16 protein-coding genes are annotated in these 25,292 nt (G+C 42.5%); 5 read left to right on the plus strand and 11 right to left on the minus strand.

The window, feature by feature from the left end; translation table 11 throughout:
- Positions 1–19: 19 nt before the first annotated feature.
- Complete coding sequence (gene drmB, locus TOL2_RS23500; RefSeq protein WP_014956681.1) at positions 20–1,882, minus strand: DrmB family protein; 1,863 nt, start codon at positions 1,880–1,882, stop codon at positions 20–22.
- Between the two features lie 345 nt (positions 1,883–2,227).
- Between drmB and TOL2_RS06325 the strand changes: the two genes are divergently transcribed.
- Complete coding sequence (locus TOL2_RS06325) at positions 2,228–3,082, plus strand: DUF4405 domain-containing protein (protein WP_014956682.1); 855 nt, start codon at positions 2,228–2,230, stop codon at positions 3,080–3,082.
- A gap of 160 nt (positions 3,083–3,242) precedes the next feature.
- Here the strand turns inward: TOL2_RS06325 and TOL2_RS06330 are convergent, their stop codons facing one another.
- Positions 3,243–6,620, minus strand: a complete 3,378-nt coding sequence (locus TOL2_RS06330) for a helicase-related protein (protein ID WP_014956683.1) — start codon at positions 6,618–6,620, stop codon at positions 3,243–3,245.
- A 439-nt stretch (positions 6,621–7,059) separates the two neighbouring features.
- On the opposite strand from TOL2_RS06330, the gene TOL2_RS06340 reads away from it, so the two are divergent.
- From TOL2_RS06340 to TOL2_RS06350, 3 genes are all read left to right on the plus strand, one after another.
- Positions 7,060–8,004: a methyltransferase domain-containing protein gene (locus TOL2_RS06340; RefSeq protein ID WP_014956684.1), complete on the plus strand. Its 945-nt coding sequence runs from the start codon at positions 7,060–7,062 to the stop codon at positions 8,002–8,004.
- Between the two features lie 107 nt (positions 8,005–8,111).
- Positions 8,112–10,322 (plus strand): molybdopterin-containing oxidoreductase family protein, encoded by a 2,211-nt coding sequence (locus TOL2_RS06345; protein WP_014956685.1) that lies wholly within the window; start codon positions 8,112–8,114, stop codon positions 10,320–10,322.
- A 137-nt stretch (positions 10,323–10,459) separates the two neighbouring features.
- A complete protein-coding gene (locus TOL2_RS06350) occupies positions 10,460–11,476 on the plus strand; it encodes a type I glyceraldehyde-3-phosphate dehydrogenase (protein WP_014956686.1) in 1,017 nt (338 codons plus the stop codon).
- A gap of 112 nt (positions 11,477–11,588) precedes the next feature.
- On the opposite strand, the gene TOL2_RS06355 is transcribed toward TOL2_RS06350, so the two are convergent.
- The 7 genes from TOL2_RS06355 to TOL2_RS06385 form a co-directional block, all read right to left on the minus strand.
- Entirely contained in the window at positions 11,589–12,371 is a 783-nt protein-coding gene (locus tag TOL2_RS06355; protein WP_014956687.1) for an ATP-binding protein, read from the minus strand.
- A 69-nt stretch (positions 12,372–12,440) separates the two neighbouring features.
- Complete coding sequence (locus TOL2_RS06360) at positions 12,441–12,734, minus strand: hypothetical protein (protein ID WP_014956688.1); 294 nt, start codon at positions 12,732–12,734, stop codon at positions 12,441–12,443.
- A 151-nt stretch (positions 12,735–12,885) separates the two neighbouring features.
- Complete coding sequence (locus tag TOL2_RS06365) at positions 12,886–13,791, minus strand: dihydropteroate synthase (protein ID WP_014956689.1); 906 nt, start codon at positions 13,789–13,791, stop codon at positions 12,886–12,888.
- An 82-nt stretch (positions 13,792–13,873) separates the two neighbouring features.
- Positions 13,874–15,214, minus strand: a complete 1,341-nt coding sequence (gene acsC / locus TOL2_RS06370; protein WP_014956690.1) for an acetyl-CoA decarbonylase/synthase complex subunit gamma — start codon at positions 15,212–15,214, stop codon at positions 13,874–13,876.
- A gap of 92 nt (positions 15,215–15,306) precedes the next feature.
- Positions 15,307–17,520, minus strand: coding sequence for an acetyl-CoA decarbonylase/synthase complex subunit alpha/beta (acsB, locus tag TOL2_RS06375; RefSeq protein WP_014956691.1), 2,214 nt, complete (start codon positions 17,518–17,520; stop codon positions 15,307–15,309).
- A 73-nt stretch (positions 17,521–17,593) separates the two neighbouring features.
- A complete protein-coding gene (gene cooS / locus TOL2_RS06380) occupies positions 17,594–19,630 on the minus strand; it encodes an anaerobic carbon-monoxide dehydrogenase catalytic subunit (protein WP_014956692.1) in 2,037 nt (678 codons plus the stop codon).
- Between the two features lie 75 nt (positions 19,631–19,705).
- Positions 19,706–21,253, minus strand: a complete 1,548-nt coding sequence (locus tag TOL2_RS06385; protein WP_014956693.1) for an acetyl-CoA decarbonylase/synthase complex subunit delta — start codon at positions 21,251–21,253, stop codon at positions 19,706–19,708.
- Positions 21,254–21,738: 485 nt separating this feature from the next.
- Between TOL2_RS06385 and TOL2_RS06390 the strand changes: the two genes are divergently transcribed.
- The gene (locus tag TOL2_RS06390) at positions 21,739–23,514 is read left to right on the plus strand and encodes a formate--tetrahydrofolate ligase (RefSeq protein WP_014956694.1); all 1,776 of its coding nucleotides are present in this window, start codon (positions 21,739–21,741) and stop codon (positions 23,512–23,514) included.
- 165 nt (positions 23,515–23,679) lie between these two features.
- Here TOL2_RS06390 and TOL2_RS06395 read toward each other — a convergent pair whose 3' ends face one another.
- Both TOL2_RS06395 and TOL2_RS06400 read right to left on the minus strand, forming a co-directional pair.
- Positions 23,680–24,537, minus strand: a complete 858-nt coding sequence (locus TOL2_RS06395; RefSeq protein ID WP_014956695.1) for a bifunctional 5,10-methylenetetrahydrofolate dehydrogenase/5,10-methenyltetrahydrofolate cyclohydrolase — start codon at positions 24,535–24,537, stop codon at positions 23,680–23,682.
- 13 nt (positions 24,538–24,550) lie between these two features.
- Complete coding sequence (locus TOL2_RS06400; protein WP_014956696.1) at positions 24,551–25,183, minus strand: cyclodeaminase/cyclohydrolase family protein; 633 nt, start codon at positions 25,181–25,183, stop codon at positions 24,551–24,553.
- Positions 25,184–25,292: the final 109 nt, after the last annotated feature.

Consider the following 25,292-nt stretch of genomic DNA (forward strand, 5'->3'; position numbering starts at 1 on the left):
AATTTTTTTATATGATTGCTTATGGTTGATTTTGTATGAAACTGATAAATCCTTTCATGTGATTGACACCATTGCCAATAATAAATTGCCGGTCTAAAAGACAGTTGTTGTAAATACAGCTGACTTCCGGCAACAAAGAGCAACCGTGGCAGGCGGCCCTGTTTAACTGGTCGGGACCCTGTCCCTCATGTTCGGCACATATGGGGTCATAGGTGCAGTGGTCTGCTTTTGCCATGGCCTTGATCCAGAGTTTAAAAAAGCTGTCGGGTTTTCCATGTTCGGACAATCCCCCTAATGAACCCATTTTATTGGGAACGGCAACATAGATTAAAATACCATTGATGGTTTCACTGCAAAAGATTTTTTCTTTTATGGATGATACTGGATAACCTGATGTAAATTCCAGTTCTCTTATGATTTGATGAGCAATGGTATGCAAAAGAATAAACCTGGGAGTGGCTTTAACCTGATTTTTAACAAAGGCGGAGGTTTTCAGTCTTTTTTGTATTGTTTTTGCACGGTCGCGGCACAATGGATCTGATTCCCACTGGCTCACTTTTTTTTCATCCAAAGAAAAGAAAATGCCTTCTCCGTAAAGTTCACATGCTGGAAGCCAGTCTGTCTTTTTTCCCAGGGCAGGGCCGATCAGATTCCCTCTTGTGCCCACCTGCCGGGTAAATCCGCAAAACACCTGGATTTCCCTTAACCGGTTGATAATGATTAATTTTTCTATGGCTTTGCCGGTTTTAATGGTTTTTTCGGGGATATCCTCAGACTCCAGGTAATCTTTCCATTGAGCTGTCTGATGTTCGGTGATAAACCGCTCGTGTTGTTGAATATCTTTGTATTCAGTGCAGATGGCCTTATATTCCGCTTCAAGCATCTCATTTTCACTTTTAACTGTATCTGCCTGGATTCCATAGTTTGGCCATCCTTCATTGAGATCAGTCAGGGCTTTTTTTACTTCATCTTTGCTGGTTTGAAAATGCCTGGCAATTTTTTTGAGTGTGCGTTTAACGGTCCTTGAGTTATTGTTTTTCAGATCTTTGATAATCTGATAATCATCATGCTGTCTGATTTTTGCCCGGATATCGTGTTCATTGATTCGGGATTCCGGCGGAATATCCAATGCCGAAGCAATATCTGCAAAATGGATACGGGCATCTGTTAAGGGCATGGCAACGGGCGGGTCGTTTTCCAGATTTTTTCTTTCCAGCAGCCATGGCTGGCTGCGCATGGTCTGAACACGGTTGGTAAAAAAGTCTTTGTTTCTCAGGCCGCTTAAATTAAGGGGTTGCGACTGGCAGGCATCACATTTGAGGGTAAGGCGGCCATGGGGATCTCTTTTTAATGTCAGTTGATCCTTTGACCTGCAATTTTTATTTGCAGCTTCGTCATAATGGGCCATGTTCGCCCATGGCAGATCATCAAGCCAGCCGTTACCCGATACTAAAACCCAGGTTACAAATTCAAGTTTTCCGTTACAGATTTTTTTTGCACGGCTTGTATCACACTTGAGCTCTTCCACAGAGTTGCTTTTTTTTCCCATCCAGGGCAGGTAATGAAGACGGCCGCATTTCTGGCACACCATCCATGACGGAAACCGCACTACAGGAATTTTGTTTCCCAGCAGTTTGTTTTTAACATGGGTCAGTGTAGGGGGTTTTAACAGCTCAACATCTTGAAAGCCTTTGTGTTTGAGCCATATTTTTAAATGTTCCCGCACAATGGCGATGGGCTTTCCCAGAGGTTTTCCAGCCTTGTCTTTCCAAAAGCTTATGTCGCAAGGCACAAAGCATTCGCTGCCGGCCCTGCAAATAGCCCCCACCGAACACATCCCTATGGTTTTGGTCTGTCCCACTGTGATGGTGTTCTTATCCATTTTATTGCCTGCTTGTTTAAAAAGAACAGGATTTCTTGTTTAAGGTCGGTTAATTTGAGAAATAAAATGTTTATTTTAATCACACAAATCCATACAGTATCATATTATAATCCGTCAAGGAACTTTCAAAAATCAACAGCATAAAGGTTTGATTCTCATGTGTTTGGGTCAATCATCCTTTAAAATTGATTAAGGTGCTGTTTGAGGTCTTAAATAGTTGTAATAAATTTTAAAACTAGGGGTTTTTACCTATATACAAAGCTGATTTTGGATGGTAAAAATTTTTTATGGACTTTTTGAGTTGCATCTTACATGAATAATATTCATAGAATGAGGTAATTTTTAATGAGTATGAGAAGAATTATATCACTTACAGCTTTTTTATCATTTTTTGTTATGCTTCTGACAAGCGTTATTTTGTATATCGTTCCTCAAGGCCGTGTTGCCTATTGGGCTGACTGGAGACTTTGGACTCTCTCAAAAGATCAATGGGGAGCAATTCATATAAATGCTGGTTTTCTTTTGCTTTTGTCAATTATATTGCATATTTATTATAACTGGAAACCAATTGTTCTATATCTTAAAAATCAAGCTAAACAGATAACAATTTTTACAAAAGAATTCAATGCAGCTTTGATTTTAACTATAATATTGGTAGTTGGAACATATGTTGAAATCCCTCCTTTTTCAACAATCATAAATATAAGTGATGGTTTTAAAGAATCAGCGGCAAAGGAATATGGAGAACCTCCATATGGACATGCAGAACTGTCATCAATTAAAACTTTTTCAAAAAAAATGAATATTGATTTGAAAGCCGGAATCAAATTTTTGGAAGAAGCAGGTTATAAAATCAGTCAAGATACCCAAACCCTGAAAGAAATTGCCAAAGAAAATAACATTTCACCACAACAAATCTATTTGATTATCTCCCGAGAATCAAACAAAGAGTCATTATTTTCAGGAAAAACTACTACTCTGCCTGAAAACCCACCTCCAGGAACCGGAAATTTGACTTTAGCGGACTTTTGCAGTCAATACAATCTTAATATCAAAATTGTAACAAGGTCATTGAAAGAATCAAATATAGTATCAAAAGCTGATATGACCATCAAAAAAATTGGTGAAACAAACAAGATAAGTCCAACTGATATCTACGAACAGATAAAATTAATCACAAGCAAGAATCTTGAAAATTAATTTATAAAATTATTTGCAAAAATGTAATGATGAAAATTTGCAGAAAATGGTTGTTTTTCCTTGGTAAGGCAATAAAGCAAAGCCATATCAAGTCAAACAATTGGGAAACTAAAGTGGACACGGTAAGGTGCAGAACCGTCAGAATCTGCTGAAAAAAATATCAGCGAGGCACCATAAAATAAATCCCGCATTCATCATCCACCTGCCGCATGGATTGCAGTGTCACCCAGCTGTCATCATCTGTTTGCCCCATTTTTTTCTCATTGTGCCGTTTTAATAACGGTTTTTTATCTTTTGAATGGCTTTGATACTGGAGCGGTGCCTTAAAAAGGCCGTCTCCACCGCTCATGTCATTCCACTCATACAATAAATTTTCAATATGCTCTTTTGTTGTTTTACCCTTTTGAGGTGATGCCATGCTGCAGCGCCGTGTAAGGCAAAAAGCTGCATGCCTGATCTTGTCATCTTTAAGATTGATTTGATTCGCCATATTGTTGCCCATAAGACCTGCTCCATGGCGCATCACAATAACCAAGGCTGCATGCAAAGCTCTTTTCCGGGCAGGTGATGAAAACGGGGTTAAACTGGTCGGTTCAACAAATCTGTAAAAAGATTGATGATAGGCTTTGAAATTTTCAAAATGGGACATGTCCCGTGCATGATTGCGAAAATAGTGGGTCACCACGATCCCGGGGACATTGTTTCGTCCAACCCGGCTGCCGGCCTGTATATACTCGCCTGTTGTAAAAGGCTGGCCATTGATGACCATCAACCCCAGCCGGGAGATATCCAGGCCCACAGACACCATATTGGTGCATAACAGAACGCAAATAGCCTGGTTGTTTTCTTCTGAATAAGGAATCTCCAGATCATCCAGATATTTTCTGATTTCATTGGCATTTCTATTGCTGGTCAATTCGGCAATGCCGCTTTCCGTATATAGCCTTCTTGTGTTTAAAAATGCATTAATGATTTTTCTTTCCCGGTCGTCATCATTTTTGGATACTTTAAATTTTCTGCAAAACTCATGAAATCCTCTGGATAAGGGATCTGTTTGACCCTGTTCGTCATCCAATAACCTTCGGATATACAATTCCAGGTATTTTCTGACATCATCCCCGATTAAATTATGGGTGATTCCAAGTCCCCTTAAACTGCCGTGATAGGCTACCAGGGTCCACCATGCATCCTGAATGCTTTCATCCGAGTAGTTCCAAAGGGAAGGCGACAGCAAAAGAGCAGCACCCAATGGCGCAAAAGATTCGGTTCGTTTGAGTCCCGGAGAATAATAGCCCAGGTATAAGCGTCCTGGTTTTTCTTTGTCTACCCTGGCAAAAAAAGAATCTTTCCAATTGAGTCCAGGAGACGGAAAAATGTTCACATCACGGGCATAAAGCTTTTTAACCTGTTCTTTTGCATTGCGAATGGTTGCCGTGGATGCAATATATTTGGGACAGTGGTCTTTGAGTTTTAAAACCGTATCAAATCCGGCTTCGTACACACCTGCAATGGTTCCAATCTCTCCTGCGATCAGGTGCAGTTCATCTTGAATGATTAAATCCGGTGGCCGAAATGGACCGGTTCCCCGGGACGCATTACCCAGAAAGATGGTGGTATCCTTATTCCATGCAAACATGGCAAATTTGTCAATTGTGGCAAGCAAAAGCGTGGGCGGATGCTGATACAGGTGTTCATCCACCACATTGATCGGAAGAACCGGGTTGGTGCTGCCGCCAAAATCACAGCCGCTGTTGGTGCAGCAAAAGTAAAATTGTCCTTTATTTGCACAGAAACCCGATTTTGATATATCCGGGTTTAAGGAGAGTTTTTTTCCGCACCAGGGACATTGTGTGACGACAAATTTTTCAAGGCCTGTGCCATTGCCCTGTAATGCATCATCCAGTATTTTTTCGGCATCTTTAAAGTTGTTGGGTGAACTTGCTCCACCCACCCATAATCCGGCTGTTATGGGTTCTGACCCCAGCAGTTGAGGGTTTTTCCTGCGCAAGAGTTCAAGTGCGCACATGAGTATGGATGCCCGCTGGAATTGCTGTATGGTAAGAAGCCTTAATGTATATCTCATGATCACAGTGGTTCCTGCCCCGGCTTGGGGAAAGCGCATGCGCCGGTAGGTGACAAGAAATGCGATGATGGCAAGGTAGGCTTCTGTCTTGCCGCCTCCGGTCTGGAACCATAACAGATCAACCAGATCCCGGTCCGGATTGTTTTCGTCAATTAACGAGGGAAGGGTTAGCAACAGAAAACCAAGCTGAAAAGGGCGCCACAATGGTTTTTTTACCTTGCGCGTCTGCATATACGAAAGCATGGCTTCATGGGCAAAAGAAAACGCTTTTGCCACCATGGGATCATTAAGGCAGTTTATTCCTTGGTTCATTCTCTGTGCTGTTTTTTCAAGCCGCTTTAACATTGTGAAGGCTGTATTTTGCTGTCCTAAAGGCAGGGCCTTGGACTCTTTGTATAGCCCTGCTATCCAGGTTTCATAAGCTTTTGTAAACCCGGTCAAGTTTTTTTGAATTGTTTTTGGCTGGTGTTCGGTTTTGGCAAGGCAGGACAATTGAAGCACTGTATTGTCAATTACACCCACATCCGTTTTCATCAACGGGACTTCATAAGAAGGAATAAAACAGGCTTTGATTGAGGTTATGCAGCCATTGTTTTCGGACCAGTCCGGAGAAACGCCATGCCCGATGGCATAAACGGTTTTGTCTGCGTAAAGCAATTCAAATTCTTTGTCTTCTTGAGCCATTGTATCAATTTCATTGCCGGGATAGGGAAGAACCGTTCCTGCCTGAATATGGCAGTCAAAAGACAATTGGAACAGATGGGTTTTTTCCCAGGCTTCAGGATTGATTTTTTTTGCAACAGCACAGTTTACAATGGAAACCGTTAAAATATACCCATCCTGATGATTATTGTCGGGATAAGGCCGCCATTTCACATGAAGTTGAGCAGATGCTTGATTGTCCTGTTCAAGTTCTTGATGGTGCAGTATGGGGATGGGGGTTTCATCATTCAACTGCTGATCGTTTTCAGGCACTTTGAGTATGATGCAATCTTCGTGATTTGGGTTGTCGTCCGGCAAGGCACACCGTTCCCAGGTTTGCCCGGGTTCTTTTGTGTATCTGGCAGCCTTGAGAAGCACTTCTATGACAATGTTTTTGTTTACAAAAAAGCTGAGTCCTACGGCTGAGGGCGGTCGATAACGACAAACAGAGGAAGCCTTTTTGGCTTTGTTTTGTTCGATAGGGCTTTCTTCCACGCCAAACACCGGCTTTTCATCTGCCTGGTCATTTAAATCATCAACTGAACTACCAACTGAACTACCAACTGAATCACCAGGTGAGAACCATTCATTGGACGGGTCTTCCATGTGCCCGTACAATATACCGCAGGAATACAGGGAGGAAGGGCGTATCTGGTTTAATTGTTCGTTTGATTCATAAAAAGGGCCTACAAGGCATCGTTTAAGCCAATCTTTTATCTCTTTTCTTGCTTTTGTGAATGTGTTGTCAGGCATAAGAATAATAAAATTCTTTATTATTGATTTAAAAAGAACGCAATCCCTCATTGGACGGGGTTAAACTTAAAAAAAATAAAATCTTTGATTTTCAATCACACAAATCCATACAGTATCGTATTGTAATCCGTCAAGGAAATTGCAAGATTAACAGGTTTAATCGAAAAAATGAGAAAAAATCGCTAAATTAAAAAAGATGAGATGTTTTGATTCCTTCCGGGTTGACATTTGAAAAGCATAAATTTACGTTAAGGGTTTGATATCGGTCAAACAAAAGCAGAATTTTAGCCCTGGTTACTGGCTTGAGGTGCTGATGGAAAAGGTGAAAAGAATATGAAAAAGAAAAAATAATACACTGATGAACCAAAATTCAGAGCTGTTTGGCTCAATTTATTTCATTGGCGATTTTAACATTTTAAATATAAACAAAGGTATATGCATGAAAAAATGGTTGCAGGAACATTTGATATGTCCTGAATGTCTTGACTCACAAACAGCATTGACGCTTGAGATACAAGAAGAACACAATGATGATATACTTGAAGGAACATTAAATTGTCCGGGCTGTGGAAGCAGATATTTGATTCAGGAGGGCGTTGCCGTTATTGTTCCCCAAAAGACACTGCCTCATACCAAGGGGCATACAACATACAATTCCCAAAGCATGATGTCAGCCTATCTGTGGAGTCATTATTCTGAGTTTTTTAACGGTCCTGATGCCACGGATGCCTACCGAAAATGGGCGTCTTATTTCAAGCAAACAGATGGCTGGGCATTGGATATTGGATGTTCTGTGGGGCGCTTGTCCTTTGAGTTGAGCAAAACACACACCTATGTGATTGGAGTGGATACTTCGTTATCTTTTATCAAAAAAGCCCGTCAGCTTTTATCTGATAAAAAGCTTGAGTTTGATCTCATTGTGGAAGGGCATATCACAGAAGAGCGTGAATGTGAACTGGACCCGGAATACGATTATAACGCCACAGAATTTATTGTGGCCGATGCTCTGGCTCTTCCCTTTCGTTCCGATCTTTTTGCCACAGCTGCCTCTGTCAATATTTTGGAAAAGCTGCCTGATCCGATTCAGCATTTAAAAGAGGTAAACAGAATTTTACAAAAAGAGCAGGCAAACTTTTTATTCTCCGATCCTTTTTCGTGGGATGAAAGTGTTTCAAGTCCGGATCTTTGGATAAGCGGCCGCAACAAAGGCCCTGGCAAAGGCCGTGGCATGGATAATATTTGCCAATTGATAAAAGGAGAAAACAATGTGTTTGATCCTGGTTTTATCATTCAGGAAAAAGGGGATGTGCTTTGGAAAATCAGGAAAACTCAAAATTTATGGGAACATATCACATCCCAGTTTGTCATTGGTAAAAGAGATTAAAAAGAACTGCCACGGCAGACCCGTTATTTCATCCATATTTGCCAACAGCAAAGCATGAAAGTCATTGTTGAGATTTTTGAAGACTTTAATATAAAGGAGAGTTTGTTTTGGGAAGAAAGCAGGAAGGCATCTGCGGACTGTGTTTTCACAGCCCTGGTTGCGGAGTGATTGTTCATTTTGATGAAGATGATAAAATTGACAGATTGACACCTGATCCGGATGCTCCGTTGGGCAGTGTATTGTGTCCTATTGCCGACAGTGCAAAACAGGTTGTCTACTCTGAAAAAAGAATTCAACAGCCATTGAAACGGGTAGGGCCAAAGGGGACTTTGAAGTTTGAGCCGATCAGCTGGGATGAGGCCTATGATATTATTGTTGAAAATCTCAATAGCCTGAAACACAAATACGGCCCTGAAACCGTTGGATTTTATGCCGGAACCGGTTCGTATGAGCGCTCTTTTAAAGATATATACCAGTTGAAAGGGTCCAAGATCTATCTGGCCAGCAGTATTTTATTTCCTTTTGGATCACCCAATACTTTTGGAGTCGGTGCCCCCTGCTATACGTCTCTTGGTGTTCTGGCACCTCAATTGACCATGGGATGTCTTCATACTGACATGTTTTCAGATGTGGATAATTCAGATCTGATTCTTGTCTGGGGAACAGATCCTTCCACTTCCACGCCTCCTGAAATGTTTGGACGGCTTATCACGGCAGCCAATGAAGGTGCCCGTATTATCGTAATTGATCCCAGGCGCACAAATGCAGCCAGGCTGCCCGGCAGTGAGTGGCTGCCCATAAGGCCTGGATCTGATGGCGCTCTTGCACTGGGGTTATCCCATATACTGATCAGGGACGACTGGGTAGATGATGTTTTTGTTGAAGACTGGACATTGGGATATGATGAATTTGCAGAGTATGTAAAGGAATTTACTCCTGAATATGTGGCTCAATTGACAGGCATTGAAACTGATCGGATCGAACAGCTGGCTGAGGAAATAGCAGATTCTGAAGGGGCCAGCTATGTCATGTATACCGGACTGGAATATACCAAAAGCGGTGTCCAGAATCTTCGGGCTGTCATGGTACTCTGGGCCTTGGCAGGGCAATTTGATGTGGAGGGCGGCCGGTGTTTTGCCAGGCGGGAAAATTTGATTCCTATGGATAAAAGCTGTCAGATTCAAACTCCTGGATATGAAAAATCCATTGGAAAGGGCCATTTTCCAGTGTATTCTTATTTTTGCGGCGGAGAACCCCATGCAAACCTTCTGCCCAAAGCCATCCTTGAATCAGAACCTTATAAAATCCGATCTTTGTTTGTTCTGGGGGCTTCCATTTTGACATCATGGCCAGACCCGCAGTTATGGCAGAATGCGTTTGATGAACTGGATTTCATGGTTTCTATTGATCTGCAGCTCACAAGGGATGCTGCCTGGGCTGATATTGTTCTTCCCGCCACAACTGCGTTTGAGCAGGAATCCTATTGTTATTATGGTAATGCGCTGAGGCTAAGAAAAAAAATCATTGAGCCTGTTGGCCAGAGCAGGTCTTGTTATGATATCCTGGCTGAACTGGCAAATCGTCTGGAATACGGGCATCTTTATCCCCAGGACAGCAAGGCGCTTCTTGAACAGATAGTTCAAGGGACCGGGCATACCATGGAGGATCTGGAACAGGCTCCGAAAAATACAGTCCGGGGTAAAACTCAACCCATGGTGTATCGAAAGTGGGAAAAAGGATTGCTCAGAAAAGATGGAAAACCGGGATTTGAAACACCCTCCGGGAAATTTGAAATCAAGTCCACCATTCTTGAACAATTCGGATACAATGGTTTGCCAAAATATGAAGAGTCCATAGAAACTCCTGTCAGCAATCCGAGGATGCTCAAACGTTATCCCCTGATTCTCGGCACCGGCCCTTTTAAACCGGATATGAAGTCCTGCCTGAGAGCCATACCTGATTTTATGGAAAAATATCCTTATCCCATGGTCCAGATGAACCCTGAGGATGCTGCGGCACGAAATATTAAAACCAAAGATCCGGTAGTGATTAAAACAGCCAGGGGATCGGTTATGATGCGGGCCTATCTCACCGAAGATATCATGGAAGGATTTGTCTATGCTCCGGTTGGCGGCGGAGGCCCTCAGGGGACGGATGAATGGAAAAAAGCAAATGTCAATATTTTAACAGACCTTGAACAATTTGATCCGATTTCAGGATTTCCTGTTTATAAGACCTTGCTGTGTCAGGTTAAAAAGAAAAAACGTCAGCGCAGAGGCATTGCTGTTCAAGATCCCAGTCTGGGATGTGTAGGGTGATAAAATAAACTACAATGATGTTTTCAAAAATAAATCGTTCTTCAGGTAGTTTACCATTAAATTGCAGGAAGGTTTATGGTATAGATGCGTCAAAGATTTCGGGATAAGAAAATAACAATGGATAATATGATTTAAATATGAAAATTAATATTGCAATCAACGGGTATGGCAGAATCGGACGTTGTATTACCAGGGCTTTGTATGAATCTGAAAAGTTTTATGACAAAATTAATCTTGTGGCTGTCAATGAGATGGCCGATGCAAATACCATCTATCATTTGACCAAATATGATTCCACACATGGCAGGTTTCCTTTTAATGTTAAAAATGAAAAATCAGCTATGGTGATCAATGAAGATCACATAAAAATATTGCAGGAAAAAAATATTGTCAACCTTCCCTGGAAAGACCTGAATATTGATGCCGTACTTGATTGCACAGGAATTTATAATGACAGGCAGGCAGCAGAGCTGCATCTTCTTTCAGGAGCAAAAAAAGTTGTTTTTTCACAGCCGGCAGCAGATGAAATGGATGCTACCATTGTGTATGGAGTTAATCATCATATATTGAGAAAAGAGCATACTCTCATCTCAAACGCATCCTGCACCACCAATTGCATTATCCCTGTCCTTCATGTGCTTGACCAGGTACTTAAAATTGAAAGCGGGAGTATCACCACTATTCATTCTGCCATGCATGATCAACCCGTAATTGATGCTTACAATCCAGACTTGAGAAAGACCAGATCAGCCCTGCAGTCAATCATTCCTGTGAATACAGCCCTGGAAAAGGGAATTTCAAAAATATTGCCGTCCATGGAAGGAAGATTTGAAACACTGGCCATCAGGGTGCCCACAACCAATGTGTCCATAATGGATATAACACTTCTGGTAAATAAGGATACCAATATCCAGGCTGTAAATAATGCACTGACCCGCGCATCTGAAAACGACTTGAAAAATATTCTTGGGGTGACGGATGAACATCTGGTGTCATGTGATTTTAACCATGATCCGAGATCCTCTGTCATTGATCTTCACCAGACCCGGGTCAGCAAAAATAGGCTGGTTAAAATCCAGGCCTGGTTTGATAATGAATGGGGATACTCAAATCGAATGCTGGATACAACTATTGCTGCATTTGAAGCAAACTAGACTGTACTTGGATTCTTATCTCTGATTTTAGTGTTGTTTTGGCAAAAAAAATCAGAAAAAGAATCGTTGATTCGATCTTGTCCAGGTTAGGAATTAATTAAATCCGCAGTCCTTATGAAGACAGTTTGATCAATTTTTTTGTGATATCTTTTAATTCTTCCGGTATCTGGTTAATGTCATCAAAGGGCCGTGTTCCATTTCTGTCAGAGGTAACAATTTCATCCATTTCAGGAATAAATCCCAAAATCTGGTAGCCAGGCATACTGTCTTTGATCAATTGCCTGTCTTCTTCTGATTTTACCCGGTTTCCCAATACCACAATATTTTTAATCCCGATATCCTGGCCAAGTTTTCTTATTTTGTCAGCTGCCACCCGGCTTCTTTTGCCAGGGTTAACCACCACAATAAGTGCATCCACAGATCCTGAAGTGGCTCTTCCCAAATGTTCAACACCTGCTTCCATATCCATTATTACAACTTCATTTCTGGCTAAAACAAGGTGATTCATCAAGGCTTTTAAAATGGTTGATTCAGGGCATATACATCCTGATCCTCCTTGTTGAACCGTTCCCATGACCAGCAGTTTAACCCCGTCTTTTTCTATGGAAAACCGGTCAGGAATATCATCCACCTTTGGATTGAGTGTGAAAAATCCGCCCATGGTGCCGGGCTGAGCCCCGGTTCGTTCTGCAATCAGATCGGATAGTTCTGAAACCGGGGTGATTGGTTTTGATTCATCAATACCAAGACCGGCAGCAAGATTGGCCACGGGATCAGCATCAATGGCAATGACTTTTGTGTCTTTATCTAATGCGGCAATGCATCGTGCAATTAAAGAAGTGATTGTTGTTTTACCAACTCCTCCTTTGCCGCCAATAGCAAGTTTTAAGCTCAAAATAGGTCTCCTGAAATTTTAAAAAGTAAATTCTCCTTGATTTGATCCTGAATTCAATCAGGAATTCAGTCAGGATATTTTTTCCAATATGCTTCCCTTATGGTCCAATAAAAAAACGTCATATCCGTTTTTTTGAGCCTCATTCAAAAGGTCTTCTTTTATAATGGCCTGAGGCTCATATTTTTCGTTGATTATATCCTTGGGCATGATAAGGAAGCATTGCATTGCAATTTCTTTTGTTGCAAATGCAGGAATAAAAACAGCGTTTGTTTCTTTATCAGTATAACCCACAAATTGTTCGTCTTTAGTCCCGGGATTTTGAACAACAATATAATACCAGGTTTCTTTTGTCTGTTCAGTCAATTTTCTAAATTCCTCCTGAAAGGTTTGTGTCTTTCAAATATAAGCCTATTTTATACAAAATAAAGGTATAAAATAGGCAATACAAAGAAAAAAAGCCCCTGTCCTTCATACTGGATCAGGGGCTTTTAAAAGCTTTAGGGCTTAGGAGATACTAAATTTCAAGCCATGAATCAGAATAGAGTGTTTCGCCCATAATGACTTTATAGGTTTTTGCATAATCCTGCAGTTCTTTATCCAGGCCTGCAATATCAGGTTCATTGCCATCCATCATGCCGTAAATCAGGTCAACGATATCCTGACGCTGGCCTTTGGCAATAGCAGTCAATTGTTTGTCAAGGGGATCAGAAATGACGGATTTCATACCGTATTTTTCAAGCATAACCATGTAGGTCTGATTGAGAATGCCGCGAAGATGTTCCGGAGGTCCATTGGAGATATTGGAAAGACCGCAGGTAGACTTAGCACCCGGTGCAATCTCTTCAAGCATCATCTGGAAATTCATCAGACTCATCAACTGCTGCTGCTGGATATTGACTGGGGTTACAATACCGTCAACCCAGATCCGTTCATTTGCAACGCCCGCTTCGTTGGCAAAATAAATCAATTCAACGGCAAGGGCGGCTCTTTCATTTTCATCTCTTGGAAGACCTTCCGGACCCCACATCAGTGCAACAAAATCAGCATCGTATTGAGCAGCCAGGGGAACCATTTTTTCATATCTTTCAGGACGTGCCATAATAGAATTGATGATATGCGGCTGATCAGCAGGTTTACAAACTTTAAGTCCTGCTTCAATGGCATCAATGTTTGATGAGTCAAGAAGAAGGGGCATTCCCGGAACAGCTTCCTGAACAACATTGACAACCCATGGCATTAATTCGGTGCCGAATTTTTTTGCAGGCCCCAGGTTGATATCAATATAATCCATTCCCAGTTCTTTTTGTCTTAAAACTTCTTCCTGAATGGGTACTGGATTACGTTTGGCGGGATCTGCTTCTTTGAATTCTTTTCCAATAACTCTGGAAATGACATTCAGACTTTCACCAAATAGTATCATGTTCTCTTCCTTTTATAATTTAAGAATATTTTATTTTTAAAGCCGGGGCATTGATTGAAATTGCCCCGGCTTTTCGTGAGTCTTATTTTGATTTGAGGAATGCAGGCAGATGTGCCGCTTCCCTTGGTCCGACTGTAATGGTCCAGCCGGGCAGTTCTTCTTCAATATCACCTGCAATAGCTGCAGCATAACCCGGAATAATGAGTTCAGTGTGTTTTACCTTGTCCATTATGCCGCTTTTCTTAACAAACATGCCCACATCGTCACCGCCGAATTTACCGGCAGCCCATGCAGTCAGAACAGAAAGACCTTCAGAATCTTTGATTAATAACCATGCAGGAACTTTACTGGCTTCAATTTCACCTGAAACGATAAAATAGGTCAATGCAAAGTTAGTGGTTACAAGAACCGGAGAATTTTCATCCGGGTTCCCAATTTCAAAAATACCTTCAGTTACGGTCATGGGACGCTGGGGATCAGTATAGATATTGAGTCGTTCAAGCAACAAGGGGAACAAAGATTCTGACGTGAAATCAGACATCACAACAATACCGCCGTATTTTGCAACCATCATGCCGGCAATCAGTGTTTCCATATCAAGGTTGGAAGCCATTTCGCAGGGGAATGTAATGGTTGGGAAACCCAAGGCTTTGTTGGAAGCTTTAAGAGCAGCACGCCGGATGGCAACCTGATCTTCAAGAGCTTGTTTGATCTCTCTTGAACCCGGATCAAGGACAAGGTCTTTAAGTCCCATGCCCGTCAGTTTTTCCGTCAAAGGCTGGAGTGCCTCAACTGAATCGGCTTTCACTGCCAGGGGCAGATCATTGTCTTTTGCCAGAGCGCCCATTTCGTCAGCATTATCAGCAGTTGCAGCATAAAGCAGAGGACGTTTAAAACCGGCAGTTTCAACACCGGCTTTCATAACATCAATGTCCTGAGTCATCAGAACCAGGTTGAATTCCGATTCTTTGGCAATTTTACCTGCAACAGTTGCAAAAGCTTCAGCACCGTTACCCGCATCTTTTACAACCAGAAGCTCAGGTCTTAGATTAAGGCCTACACGCTCATACTGGAAAGCATTGTAAATTTTAAGGGTTTTATCAAGTTCTGCCGCATCAATGTCTGAAGATACAGTTGCTGCAAGAATTGTTGGGTTAAAAAATGTTTTTTCATGTCTGTAAAGAACTGTTTCTCCACCTGTTGTGGTTTTGCGGACACCTTTACCAAGTGCTACAGGCCGGATAGGTGGTGCTGATGCTTCAGCCAGTTGTTCTTTTGCTTCATCTGAAACATAAGGACAGCTATCAAGTTCAGCCTTTCCAGATGCAAGATTCATTGCAAAGGCAAGGCATGTAGGAACTCCGCACTCCTTACAATTTGTTTTGGGTAGGAGTTTGAATATCTGTATACCGGTTAATGCCATTTTTTTCTCCTTAAGTGTTAAAAACCTTATGGTAAAGGCCCGGCAGCATTATTTCTGGTGTGAAAAGCTGTCGGGCCTTTTTTGTTTAGTTATTATCCAACAATAGATTCCATATTAAGAGCAGGATGGCCTTTTTCCTGGAGGAACGGAAGAATCTCTTCTTCTGTAATTCCAACAGTTTCATCCGCGATCATGTCAAACAGACCTGGAACACCCATCTCTTCTCCACGGGCTACAATACGATCTTTGAGCTCTTCTTTGAGCATCTTGGGCATCCACACCATTCTCAAAAGACCACCATCACCTAAGATAAATTTACCCTGGGTGATATTGTGTTTGGAATGACCGACAAAGCCGGGTGAAGAAGCACCACCGCCCATAACACCGGCCAGTGTGGTAAATTTCATACCGCATGGAGTATCACCTGTGTAATCACGTCCAACAGTCATTACACCGTTACATGCAGGCAGCATGGCAGCAATACATTCGCAGCAGCCACAGGTGGTCATTGGATCATGAACCATTGAATAGAAGTTGTAATGGGTAACCATACCTCTGGAGGCTTTATAAATAAAATCATTTACCCCTTTAAACTGACCCAGTTTAGCATCAATGACCTCGCCCTTTTCGATGGGCTGATTTGGTCCGGTTGGGTTGATTTCATAGGCAGCCTTGCAGTCCATCCAGTTGTAAGCGCCGCACAGCCCTGTTCTTTCCGGGCTTACAGAGCAGACATGGCTGGGGGCAAAAGACTGGCAGAGTGTACAAGAGTAGAAGATATCCACATCTTCGTCTTTCATGGTGTCAACACGAGCGTCACGCAACTGGTAGTTCTCTCTTGCAGTGGCGGTCATCTTGTCAACATCTTCAGGATTGGTGTACAGGGTGACTTCAACCTTGTCCACAATTTTGGTGAAATCCTGATGGAATTTGGCATGGAGAACCGTACCAATATCTTTCAGAGTAAAACCTTTTTCAATTGCGGCTTTAGAAATACGGATCCAGGAGATATCCCTTTGTCCGATATGCATGATGGTCTGAATATAATTGATCAGATGATGAATCTGACGTTCCATGATGGGCTCAAAGTCTTCTTGGAATTCACGACCGGCAATTTGGACAAAAATTCCCAGTGGGAAAGTTCCGCCTTCTTTGATGCCGTCAAGATCAGGACCAACAAGATTTATCTTGCCGTCTTCGATTTCATTCATGTCCGCCATTTTAACAAGCTCTGTGCATTGGGTCTTTCCACCACCGCACTGGGCATAAAGGTCTGCGCCTCTTACACGCTCACCTTCATAAGCCGGACCAAATGCACATGGAATATCAATATCAGCAACCTGTACTTTAAGGCCCCTGACTTCAACTGATTTTTGTACCATGTCTTCATGGGCAACCGGTGCAACAACATGCTCATATGTACAGATACCTGTTGGTAAAATTTCAGGAATCGGTGTGTCAGCAATTGTCGGGAAACCCCAGTTAACACAACCGGCTGCTGCAACACCCCATTCGGTTCCAACATCACCCAGGGCGTTGACAAATGCAAATACCCTTTCTTTGTTGTATTTCAGGATGGTTTTGTAATCACCAGGCTGAACACCACCAAATGCCATGGCTGCTCTGTTGGCAAAACCAAGTGCAAATACGGCAGAAGAAATGTCCGGACCAAACGGTACGATACGGGTGTTCCATCCAACCTGCATTCCGGCATCCAGGCATTGCTCAATAATGGTATTGCCATTATGATTGGCAGCACAGAAGATATAAAGGGATCGTTTCTGGTAATCTTCAACGATCATTTTTGCAATTTCTTTATTGGGCGCTGCACCAACCATGGCTGCAAAACCGGGAGCTGAACCATCAACAAATTCAACACCACGTTTTCTCAAAATAGTATCATCAGCAGCACCAACCCAGAGTTTGCCGTTATCAACATCAGGATCTTCCTGAGCAATGTAGAAATCAGGATCATTCAGATATCTTAAAGCTTCTTTTACTTCATAAGCGATAACACCTGCCATACCGGCATCAAGAAGTGGCCCTAAGTACGGAAGCCAGTTTTTCAATTTCAAATGGGGTGGGAGAAGCCCTCTTGCAAACGCCAGAGGTGCTTTAAGGTCTTCTATAGTCTCTACTTTAAGTCCGGTCAGTGAATAGATTACCGGCAGATAGTATGCTGTGTTTGGGAATCCTACTTTTGTACTTGCATCATAGGTCTGAAGTGCTTTTTCAAGTTCACCTTCAACCTGGGCAACCACTTTGTAACCACCCTGAATGGCAGCAAATGCGATCAATTTTGACATATTCTGTTCCTCCTTCGTTGAGGATTTAATTTATTATTTTTCTGTGTAAACAGTTTTTTTCCTCTGAAATTAATTATGCTTCAAGGGCCTGACGGGATGCCATATCCATCATAACTCTTTCTCTTGCCTTATCAATGCCCAGTTCTTTTCTCTTTTTGTCAATATGGGCAATCATGAGTTGTGCATGTTTAACAGGATCCACTTCAAGATCCCATTTTCCGCCATAAATATTTTCCATTTCTTTGGAGATATAGTCATGGAATACAGGAGCGCCTGATGTGGGCAGAGTAACACCAAATACAGTGTATACACCTGAAGCAACAAAGTAATGACCAATGGAGATGGCTTTTTCACTCATCCATTCGGGCGCACTTCCTGCAACCGGAAGATCACAGATATCGTTGCCCAGTCCGCCTGCTTTTACAACTTCTGTTGCAGCAAGAAGGATACGGCTATTGTCTACACAGGAACCCAAGTGAAGAACCGGTGGAATACCAACAACTTCACAGATTTCAGCAAGTCCGGGACCACAGTGTACTGCAGCGGCTTCAGGAGTCAAAAGTCCTTCCATGGCGCAGGCAATAGCGTTGCAGCCGGTAGTAAGAACAATAACATCATTTTTGATCAATTCCTTGACCACTCTGACATGACCGTCATTGTGTTTTGTTCTGGCATTGTTACAGCCAACCACACCGGCAATACCACGGATACGGCCGTTGATGATATTGTCATTCAAAGTGTAGTAAGTGCCGCGGAATGTCCCGCCAAGGTGATACTGGATGGATTCAACACCAAAACCGGCAATCTGTGTGGTTTTGTAAGGCGGAATCACAACATCTGTGCCACGGTTTGCAAAATTGTCGATGGACATTTTAACAATTCGTTTGGCATCTTCCAGGGCATGATGTTCATCAAATTCAATATGGATGACATTATCCTGTTCCATTTTGGCAATAGGATGGGTGGTGATCAATTTTGTATGGAAACATTTTGCCACATTGGCAAGGTTCTGCATGATACACTGGATATCAACAACCATGGCATCACAGGCACCGGTAATGATGGCAAGTTCCTGCTGAAGGAATGTGGCAGCCGTGGGGATACCGTGGCGCTGGAGGAGCTCATTTGCTGTACAGCAGATACCGCCCAGCTGAATGCCTTTGGCACCTTTTTCTTTTGCATAATCAATCATTTCCTGGGACTGGGCAACAGCAACCAGTATTTCGGAAAGAACAGGCTCATGACCATGAACGATGATATTGACATGATCTTCTTTCATGATGCCCAGATTGGCTTCTGACTGAAGGGGATAGGGAGTTCCGAAAAGAACATCCTGAAGGTCTGTAGCCAGCATGGAACCGCCCCAGCCATCAGCCAGTGCAGCTCTTGTACCCTGTTTCATGAGGTTTTTATAATCCTGATCAACGCCCATGTGGGTTCTGTGCATGATTTCAACGATTTCCCGGTCAATGTTTCTGGGAAGAACGCCCTGTTTTTTCCATTTTTCATATAGAGCTTCAGGAGCTCTCTTCATATAAAGAAGTTCACCAGATGGTTTTCCCCATTCGGCCATAGCAACTTCACCAACTTCAAGAGCGATTTCATCAATATCTCTGTCTTTTGTTTCTCCATCCACTTCCACGGTTGTTGCAACGCCAAGGTGGGGAGCAATAGCCAGCAGTTTTTCAGTGTCTTTGATCTGATAGGCTTCTGTTTCTTTTCTGGCTGCTGATAGAAATACTTCTGCCACGCAACGGCCATGATCGGAATGAGCTGATGCACCACCGGCAATCATCCGGATAAAGTTTCTGGCTGCAATGGTGTTTGCAGTGGCACCGCAAAGACCTTTTCTATCATCTTCGCCCTCAATGCCGCCTTTGGGTAAGGGAAGTCTGCATGGTCCCATGGAGCAGTTTTTACAGCAGATACCCTGCATACCGATAGCGCAGGGTTTCATGCTAACGGCTCTGTCAAATACCGTATCAATACCTAATTTCTGGGCGCGAGCCAATAATTCCTGGGTTCCCAGGTCAATGGACGCTTCTTTGGGATCAGCCAGTTTGGGCGCTTTTACTGCTTTAGCAACTTTTGCTTTTTTATCTTCTGCCATTAGAGGTTCCTCCTCTTATTGATTGTGTAATGATTCTTAAAAGATGATCATTTGTGGTATGAATACCATACGTTATCATCTTCTATGAGTCCTGTTCAGGCTCTCCATGATTCTGTCAAGTTGTGTCATCTGGATGACTGCAGCCGTCATGCTGACGGTTGTTTTAGGTGCAGTCGCTCTTGCTGCCGCGGCTTTTTCTCTTTCTGCGGCACGTTTTTCCCGGATTGCCTGTTCTTCTGCTTCACGTTTGTTTACAGCGTCTTTTTCAGCCTTTTTTTCAGCTTCTATTTTCGCTTTGGCTTCGGCTTCAGCCTTTGCCTTTGCAGCTTCTTCAGCTTTGGCTTTTGCTTCTGCATCAGCCTTTGCTTTTGCTTCCAGGTCGGCTTTGGCTTTGGCATCGGCTTCAGCCTTTGCTTTAGCTTCTGCTGCCGGATCTATAGCAGGTTCTGCAGCAGCTTCTTTGGGAGCAGCAGCGGTTTCAGCTTTAGGTGCGGCTGCTTTCGGTGCCGGCGCTGCAGCTGCTTTGGGTGCTTCTTTTTTAGCGGGAGCTGCTTTTTTAGCAGGAGCTGCTTTTTTCTCTTCCTCAATTGTGAGGTCAGCTTCCGGTGACATGGCTGCAAAATCAATCTCAACATCATCAAGCCGTTTGGTAATTGGAGCAACGTCCATTGCAGAACCGCCGTCGGAGATCAAATCAATGAATGACTTTGCAAGTTTGATGGACTCGGGATGACGCATTATCAATATGCTGGAACCGGCCAGAAGATAGGATACTGCACCGACAGCTTCCATCAGAATAGCTCTTCTTTCAGGATCACCCAGTTCAGGTGCATCTGCAACCGTCTGTTTGGCTTCTTTACATTTCCAGACTTCATTTCCAAGGTTGTTGATCATGGGATTCTGGAGTTTGTCATCACCCTGGGTCATGGCTGCCTGTGTGAGGCGTTCCATTACTGAGTAGGAATATTCAAGACCGTATCCCAATCCGCCTGTGGTGGGATCGACAATTACTTTGTCAAGGGACATTCCAAGGTTTTCAAGAAGAATGTTAACCTGTTTGGCAAGGTTGACATCAATGGGAGAGGAGGAAATGATTGTGTGCCCATATCCCATGGCAGCAGCACCAATCCCTTTGTGGTTTTTTTCTTCTACCGGACCTATGATCAGGTTTTCACCCTCACACACCTCGGATATTTTTTTCAATACTTCTTCATCCTTGGCAGGGACGGCACATCCCCAGATAATCAGGGGAACATTGATTGCAGCTAAGACATTTTTAACGGTGGCTGCTGCATCATCCGCACTGGCATCCTTGTCATTCGGATCTGTGCTTTTTAATTGCAGAACAATGGCTTGGGCACCATATTCTTCAACGCATTTTTTTGCCCATGCCGCAGTGTCGGACACTACGTCTTTGAACGGTGCAAGGGCTGCTTCCGGCCAGTCTTCGGGGGTTATGTCCCAAATTTCCATTGCAATAACTGGTTTATTGGGCATATCTCCTTCGAACTGGTAGAAAGGATAACTGGTTTGGCCGCCGACGGTAAGGGTATTATCACCTTTTCCTATGGTGATGCCTTTGATACTGCCGGCATAGCTTTCTTTGGTTATTTCAAATCCCACTTTTACCTCCTAAGATTAAAGATAGTTATGAGTTGGGGGGGGTTAAGATTAAACTGACAGGACTTTATCAGAAAAGGACAAATACGAAATGGAAGAGCCAAATCAAACTCAGACAACACTAAATTGATATATAGTCCCATATAAATGTCCTTCATAATACACTTAAATTAATTATAATCAGGATATGATTTATAATCTGTAACTTTTTTTGTCAATAGATGAGTTGATTTAATGGTTTTTTGATTCAATCTCCAAAAACCTTTATGTGGCAGGCATTTTAAAGAATTCTTATAAGGGGCTAAATGGTTGAATGGAATTTAATTAATAAATTTTAATTGTGTCAGCGAAAAAAGTTGATTTTTTATATTTTATTTAATAGGTAGGATGTTCAGTTAGAATTTTTGATCAATAAAGTATATATTTGTTTCATCATTATTATACTGGCTCATGTTTTGAGTCCACAGCAATAAAAAAAGGAGTAAATCATGGCTTTAGATCCAACCAAACATTTAGATTGGGAAATTGCAGAAGATGCAGAAAAAACAATGCTGAAAATTTCTGAAATTGGTGAAAAACTGGGATTGACAAAAGAAGAACTTCTTCCCCAGGGTCACTATATTGCAAAAATAGATTTCCAGAAAGTACTTGAACGTCTTAAGGATAAACCCGACGGAAAATACATTGATGTAACCGCAATTACACCTACACCGCTTGGTGAAGGCAAGTCAACGTCTTCCATGGGGCTTGTCCAGGGGCTTGGTAAACTTGGAAAAAACGTTTGTGCTGCCATTCGTCAGCCCTCCGGTGGCCCTACCATGAATATCAAGGGATCTGCAGCCGGCGGCGGTCTGGCACAATGTATCCCTTTGACCCCGTTTTCACTTGGTTTCACCGGCGACATCAACGCCATTATGAATGCCCATAACCTGGCAATGGTTGCTTTGACCTCCCGTCTGCAGCATGAAAGAAATTATACTGATGAGCAGTTGGAAAGATTGTCCGGTATGAAAAGAATCGATATTGATCCCACAAAAGTTGAAATGGGATGGATTATGGATTTCTGCTGCCAGGCATTAAGAAACATCATTATCGGTATTGACGGTGTAAATGGCAAATCTGACGGTTTCATGATGAAATCAAAATTCGGTATTGCGGTTTCCTCTGAGGTAATGGCTATTCTTGCCATGGCCAATGATCTTAAAGATATGCGTGAAAGAATGGGCAAAATCGTTGTGGCCTATACCAAGAAAGGTAAACCTGTAACAACTGAAGATCTTCAGGTCGCCGGTGCCATGACAGCCTGGATGGTGGAGGCACTGAAACCTTCTTTGATGCAGACCCTTGAAGGACAACCGGTTATTGTTCATGCAGGACCGTTTGCCAATATCGCCATTGGTCAAAGTTCCATTCTTGCAGATAAGGTTGGTCTGAAACTCGCTGACTATCATGTTACGGAATCCGGTTTTGGAGCGGACATTGGTTTTGAAAAATTCTGGAATCTCAAATGCCGTTATTCAGGCCTTAAACCGGATTGTGCTGTTGTTGTCGCAACTATCAGGGCACTTAAATGCCATGGTGGTGCTCCTGTGCCTGTTCCCGGAAAACCCATGCCTGAAGAATACAGCACGGAAAATGTGGAATGGGTTGCCAAAGGATGCGCCAACCTGATTCACCATATTAGAAATGTCAGAAAAGCAGGTATTTCTCCTGTTGTCTGTATTAATGCATTTTATACAGATACGGACGCAGAAATCGCAAAAGTGCGTGAACTGAGTGAAGCAGAAGGTGCAAGAGTGGCCCTTTCCCGTCATTGGGAACAAGGTGGAGACGGTGCAATTGAATTTGCTGAAACCGTTATCGAAGCCTGTGAAGAGAAAACAGAATTTAAATTTCTTTATGAACTTGATATGCCGATTAAAGAAAGAATTGAGCTTATTGCCAAAGAAGTTTATGGTGCTGACGGTGTTGATTATTCAGCAGAAGCCGAACAATCTCTTGCCAGAATCCAGGCTGATCCTGAACTGGCTGGCCTTGGCATGTGCATGGTTAAAACTCATCTGTCTTTGTCTGACAATCCTACACTTAAGGGCGTTCCAACAGGTTGGAGACTGACCATAAGAGAAGTCCTCACCTATGGTGGTGCAGGCTTTATCGTTCCTGTTGCAGGCGCTATCAGTCTGATGCCGGGGACTGGATCAAATCCTGCCTTTAAGCGTGTGGATGTTGATGTGGAAACAGGTAAAGTACAGGGTGTATTCTAAATTAAGTTGATCGTGTAAAGAAAATAGCATGAAATAGAAGAAAATGGCGTTCAATCCAAGCTGGATTGAACGCCATTTTTATTTTTATATTAAAGAATTTATAACTTATTGAAATCAGATGTTTTTCATATCTTGTTGTGGCAGGTTAATCTGCCATGGCAGTTATTATGAATTCTGCATTTCACAGGCCATAATGGTATGTTTGCAAAGTACTGATGTGGTGACTGATCCTACTCCCGCCGGAACAGGAGAAATTTTTTCAACAATAGGTTCAGCGTCTGCAAAATTAACATCGCCACAGTATTTTCCAGGATTGTCAGGATCGGCATTTATGCCGACATCAATCACAATCTGGCCCGGTTTGACAAAGTCGGCTGTTACCATTTTTGCCCGTCCTACAGCAGCAACCAGAATGTCAGCATCTTTGCAGACATCAGGTAGGTTTTCCGTTCTTGAATGACAGATGGTTACTGTGCCGTGTTCCCTTAATAGCAGCATGGCCATGGGCTTTCCAACCACAAGAGATCGACCAAGGACTACGCATTTTTTGCCTTTGATAGGGATATCATAAAAATGAAGCATTTCCATACAGGCTGTTGGAGTGCAGGGGGGGAATCCTGTGGCATCATCTGTAAAAACTTTTGCGGCACCCCCGACTGTAAGGCAGTCCACATCCTTTTCTACAGGGATGAGAGATCTGATCTTCCTTTCATCAAGGCTTTTTGGAAGTGGAGAAAACATCAGTATTCCATTGACATCTTTTTTCGCACCAATTTCTGTTACAGCTTTTTCAAAAGAGGCCTGATCAATATCTTCAGGGTATTCAAATACCTCGGAATCCATTCCAACAATTTGACATGTTTTTTTTGCTCCACCTTCGTAAAACAGATCATCCGGACGGGCACCCACTCTTATAATTCCAAGTTTAGGTGTAATCCCTTTTTCTTTAAGAGACGCCACTTTTTCTGTAAGCTCAGCTTTGATTGCGTCCGCTACTGGTTTTCCTTTTAGACTTTCCGCCATTTTTTACTTCTCCCTATTTCGTTAATTTGGAAACCACAAGGTCAAAGGTTTCATCAGCAATTTTTGATCCGTCTTTGAGAAGTTGATTCATCTCTTCGCGGGTTTCTTTAACAAATGTCTGATCTTTTATTGCGTTTAAGTTAATAATTACGTTGAGGCTTCCTGAAACCAGGGCAGCTTTCATAAACGCAACACCGCAGCCTACATCAGAGATGGCGATCATGGTTCCAATCTGACCCATTCTTTCATGGATTTTTATGCCTTGATAGGCTTTTCTCATGATTTCCATGGGAACGGAACAGGCTGTCTTACAACAGTCTTCCATTGTTTTTTCTTTGTATTCGATCTCTTCGGGAGTTGATCTTGGCAGTCCATAAGCCTTGGAAAGCGGCTCAAATACTTCAGCATCCTTGTCAACAAGGGTTTCCAGTTCGGCAATAACTTTTGCACCGTTTTCAATCAATTCTTTTACTTCGTCTTCCACGTCAGCATATTTTTTTTTACCAACAGTAAGATTTCCAACCATGTTGGAAAGTGCCATACCAATAGCACCTCCCATTGCAGCGGCTCCGCCACCGCCTGGAACAGCTGCTTTTGATGCCAAAACATCGTTGAAATCTTTACATGATTTATCCAGCATAGACATTTTTCTGGTTCTCCTTTATATTTTATTGATGATAAGTTACTTTTTTACCCAGATCACCTATATCGAACCCCTTTTTATCTGTCAAATCAAATTTCACAAATCAAAGTTC

Origin of the sequence: Desulfobacula toluolica Tol2, from assembly GCF_000307105.1 — a bacterium.
GTDB lineage: Bacteria > Desulfobacterota > Desulfobacteria > Desulfobacterales > Desulfobacteraceae > Desulfobacula > Desulfobacula toluolica.

What these genes read in the sequence shown, in the direction of transcription:
- drmB (WP_014956681.1), bottom strand. Translation starts at nt 1,882, where the DNA reads ATGGATAAGAACACCATCACAGTGGGACAGACCAAAACCATAGGGATG.
- TOL2_RS06325 (WP_014956682.1), top strand. Translation starts at nt 2,228, where the DNA reads ATGAGTATGAGAAGAATTATATCACTTACAGCTTTTTTATCATTTTTT.
- TOL2_RS06330 (WP_014956683.1), bottom strand. Translation starts at nt 6,620, where the DNA reads ATGCCTGACAACACATTCACAAAAGCAAGAAAAGAGATAAAAGATTGG.
- TOL2_RS06340 (WP_014956684.1), top strand. Translation starts at nt 7,060, where the DNA reads ATGAAAAAATGGTTGCAGGAACATTTGATATGTCCTGAATGTCTTGAC.
- TOL2_RS06350 (WP_014956686.1), top strand. Translation starts at nt 10,460, where the DNA reads ATGAAAATTAATATTGCAATCAACGGGTATGGCAGAATCGGACGTTGT.
- TOL2_RS06365 (WP_014956689.1), bottom strand. Translation starts at nt 13,791, where the DNA reads ATGATACTATTTGGTGAAAGTCTGAATGTCATTTCCAGAGTTATTGGA.
- acsC (WP_014956690.1), bottom strand. Translation starts at nt 15,214, where the DNA reads ATGGCATTAACCGGTATACAGATATTCAAACTCCTACCCAAAACAAAT.
- acsB (WP_014956691.1), bottom strand. Translation starts at nt 17,520, where the DNA reads ATGTCAAAATTGATCGCATTTGCTGCCATTCAGGGTGGTTACAAAGTG.
- cooS (WP_014956692.1), bottom strand. Translation starts at nt 19,630, where the DNA reads ATGGCAGAAGATAAAAAAGCAAAAGTTGCTAAAGCAGTAAAAGCGCCC.
- TOL2_RS06390 (WP_014956694.1), top strand. Translation starts at nt 21,739, where the DNA reads ATGGCTTTAGATCCAACCAAACATTTAGATTGGGAAATTGCAGAAGAT.
- TOL2_RS06395 (WP_014956695.1), bottom strand. Translation starts at nt 24,537, where the DNA reads ATGGCGGAAAGTCTAAAAGGAAAACCAGTAGCGGACGCAATCAAAGCT.
- TOL2_RS06400 (WP_014956696.1), bottom strand. Translation starts at nt 25,183, where the DNA reads ATGTCTATGCTGGATAAATCATGTAAAGATTTCAACGATGTTTTGGCA.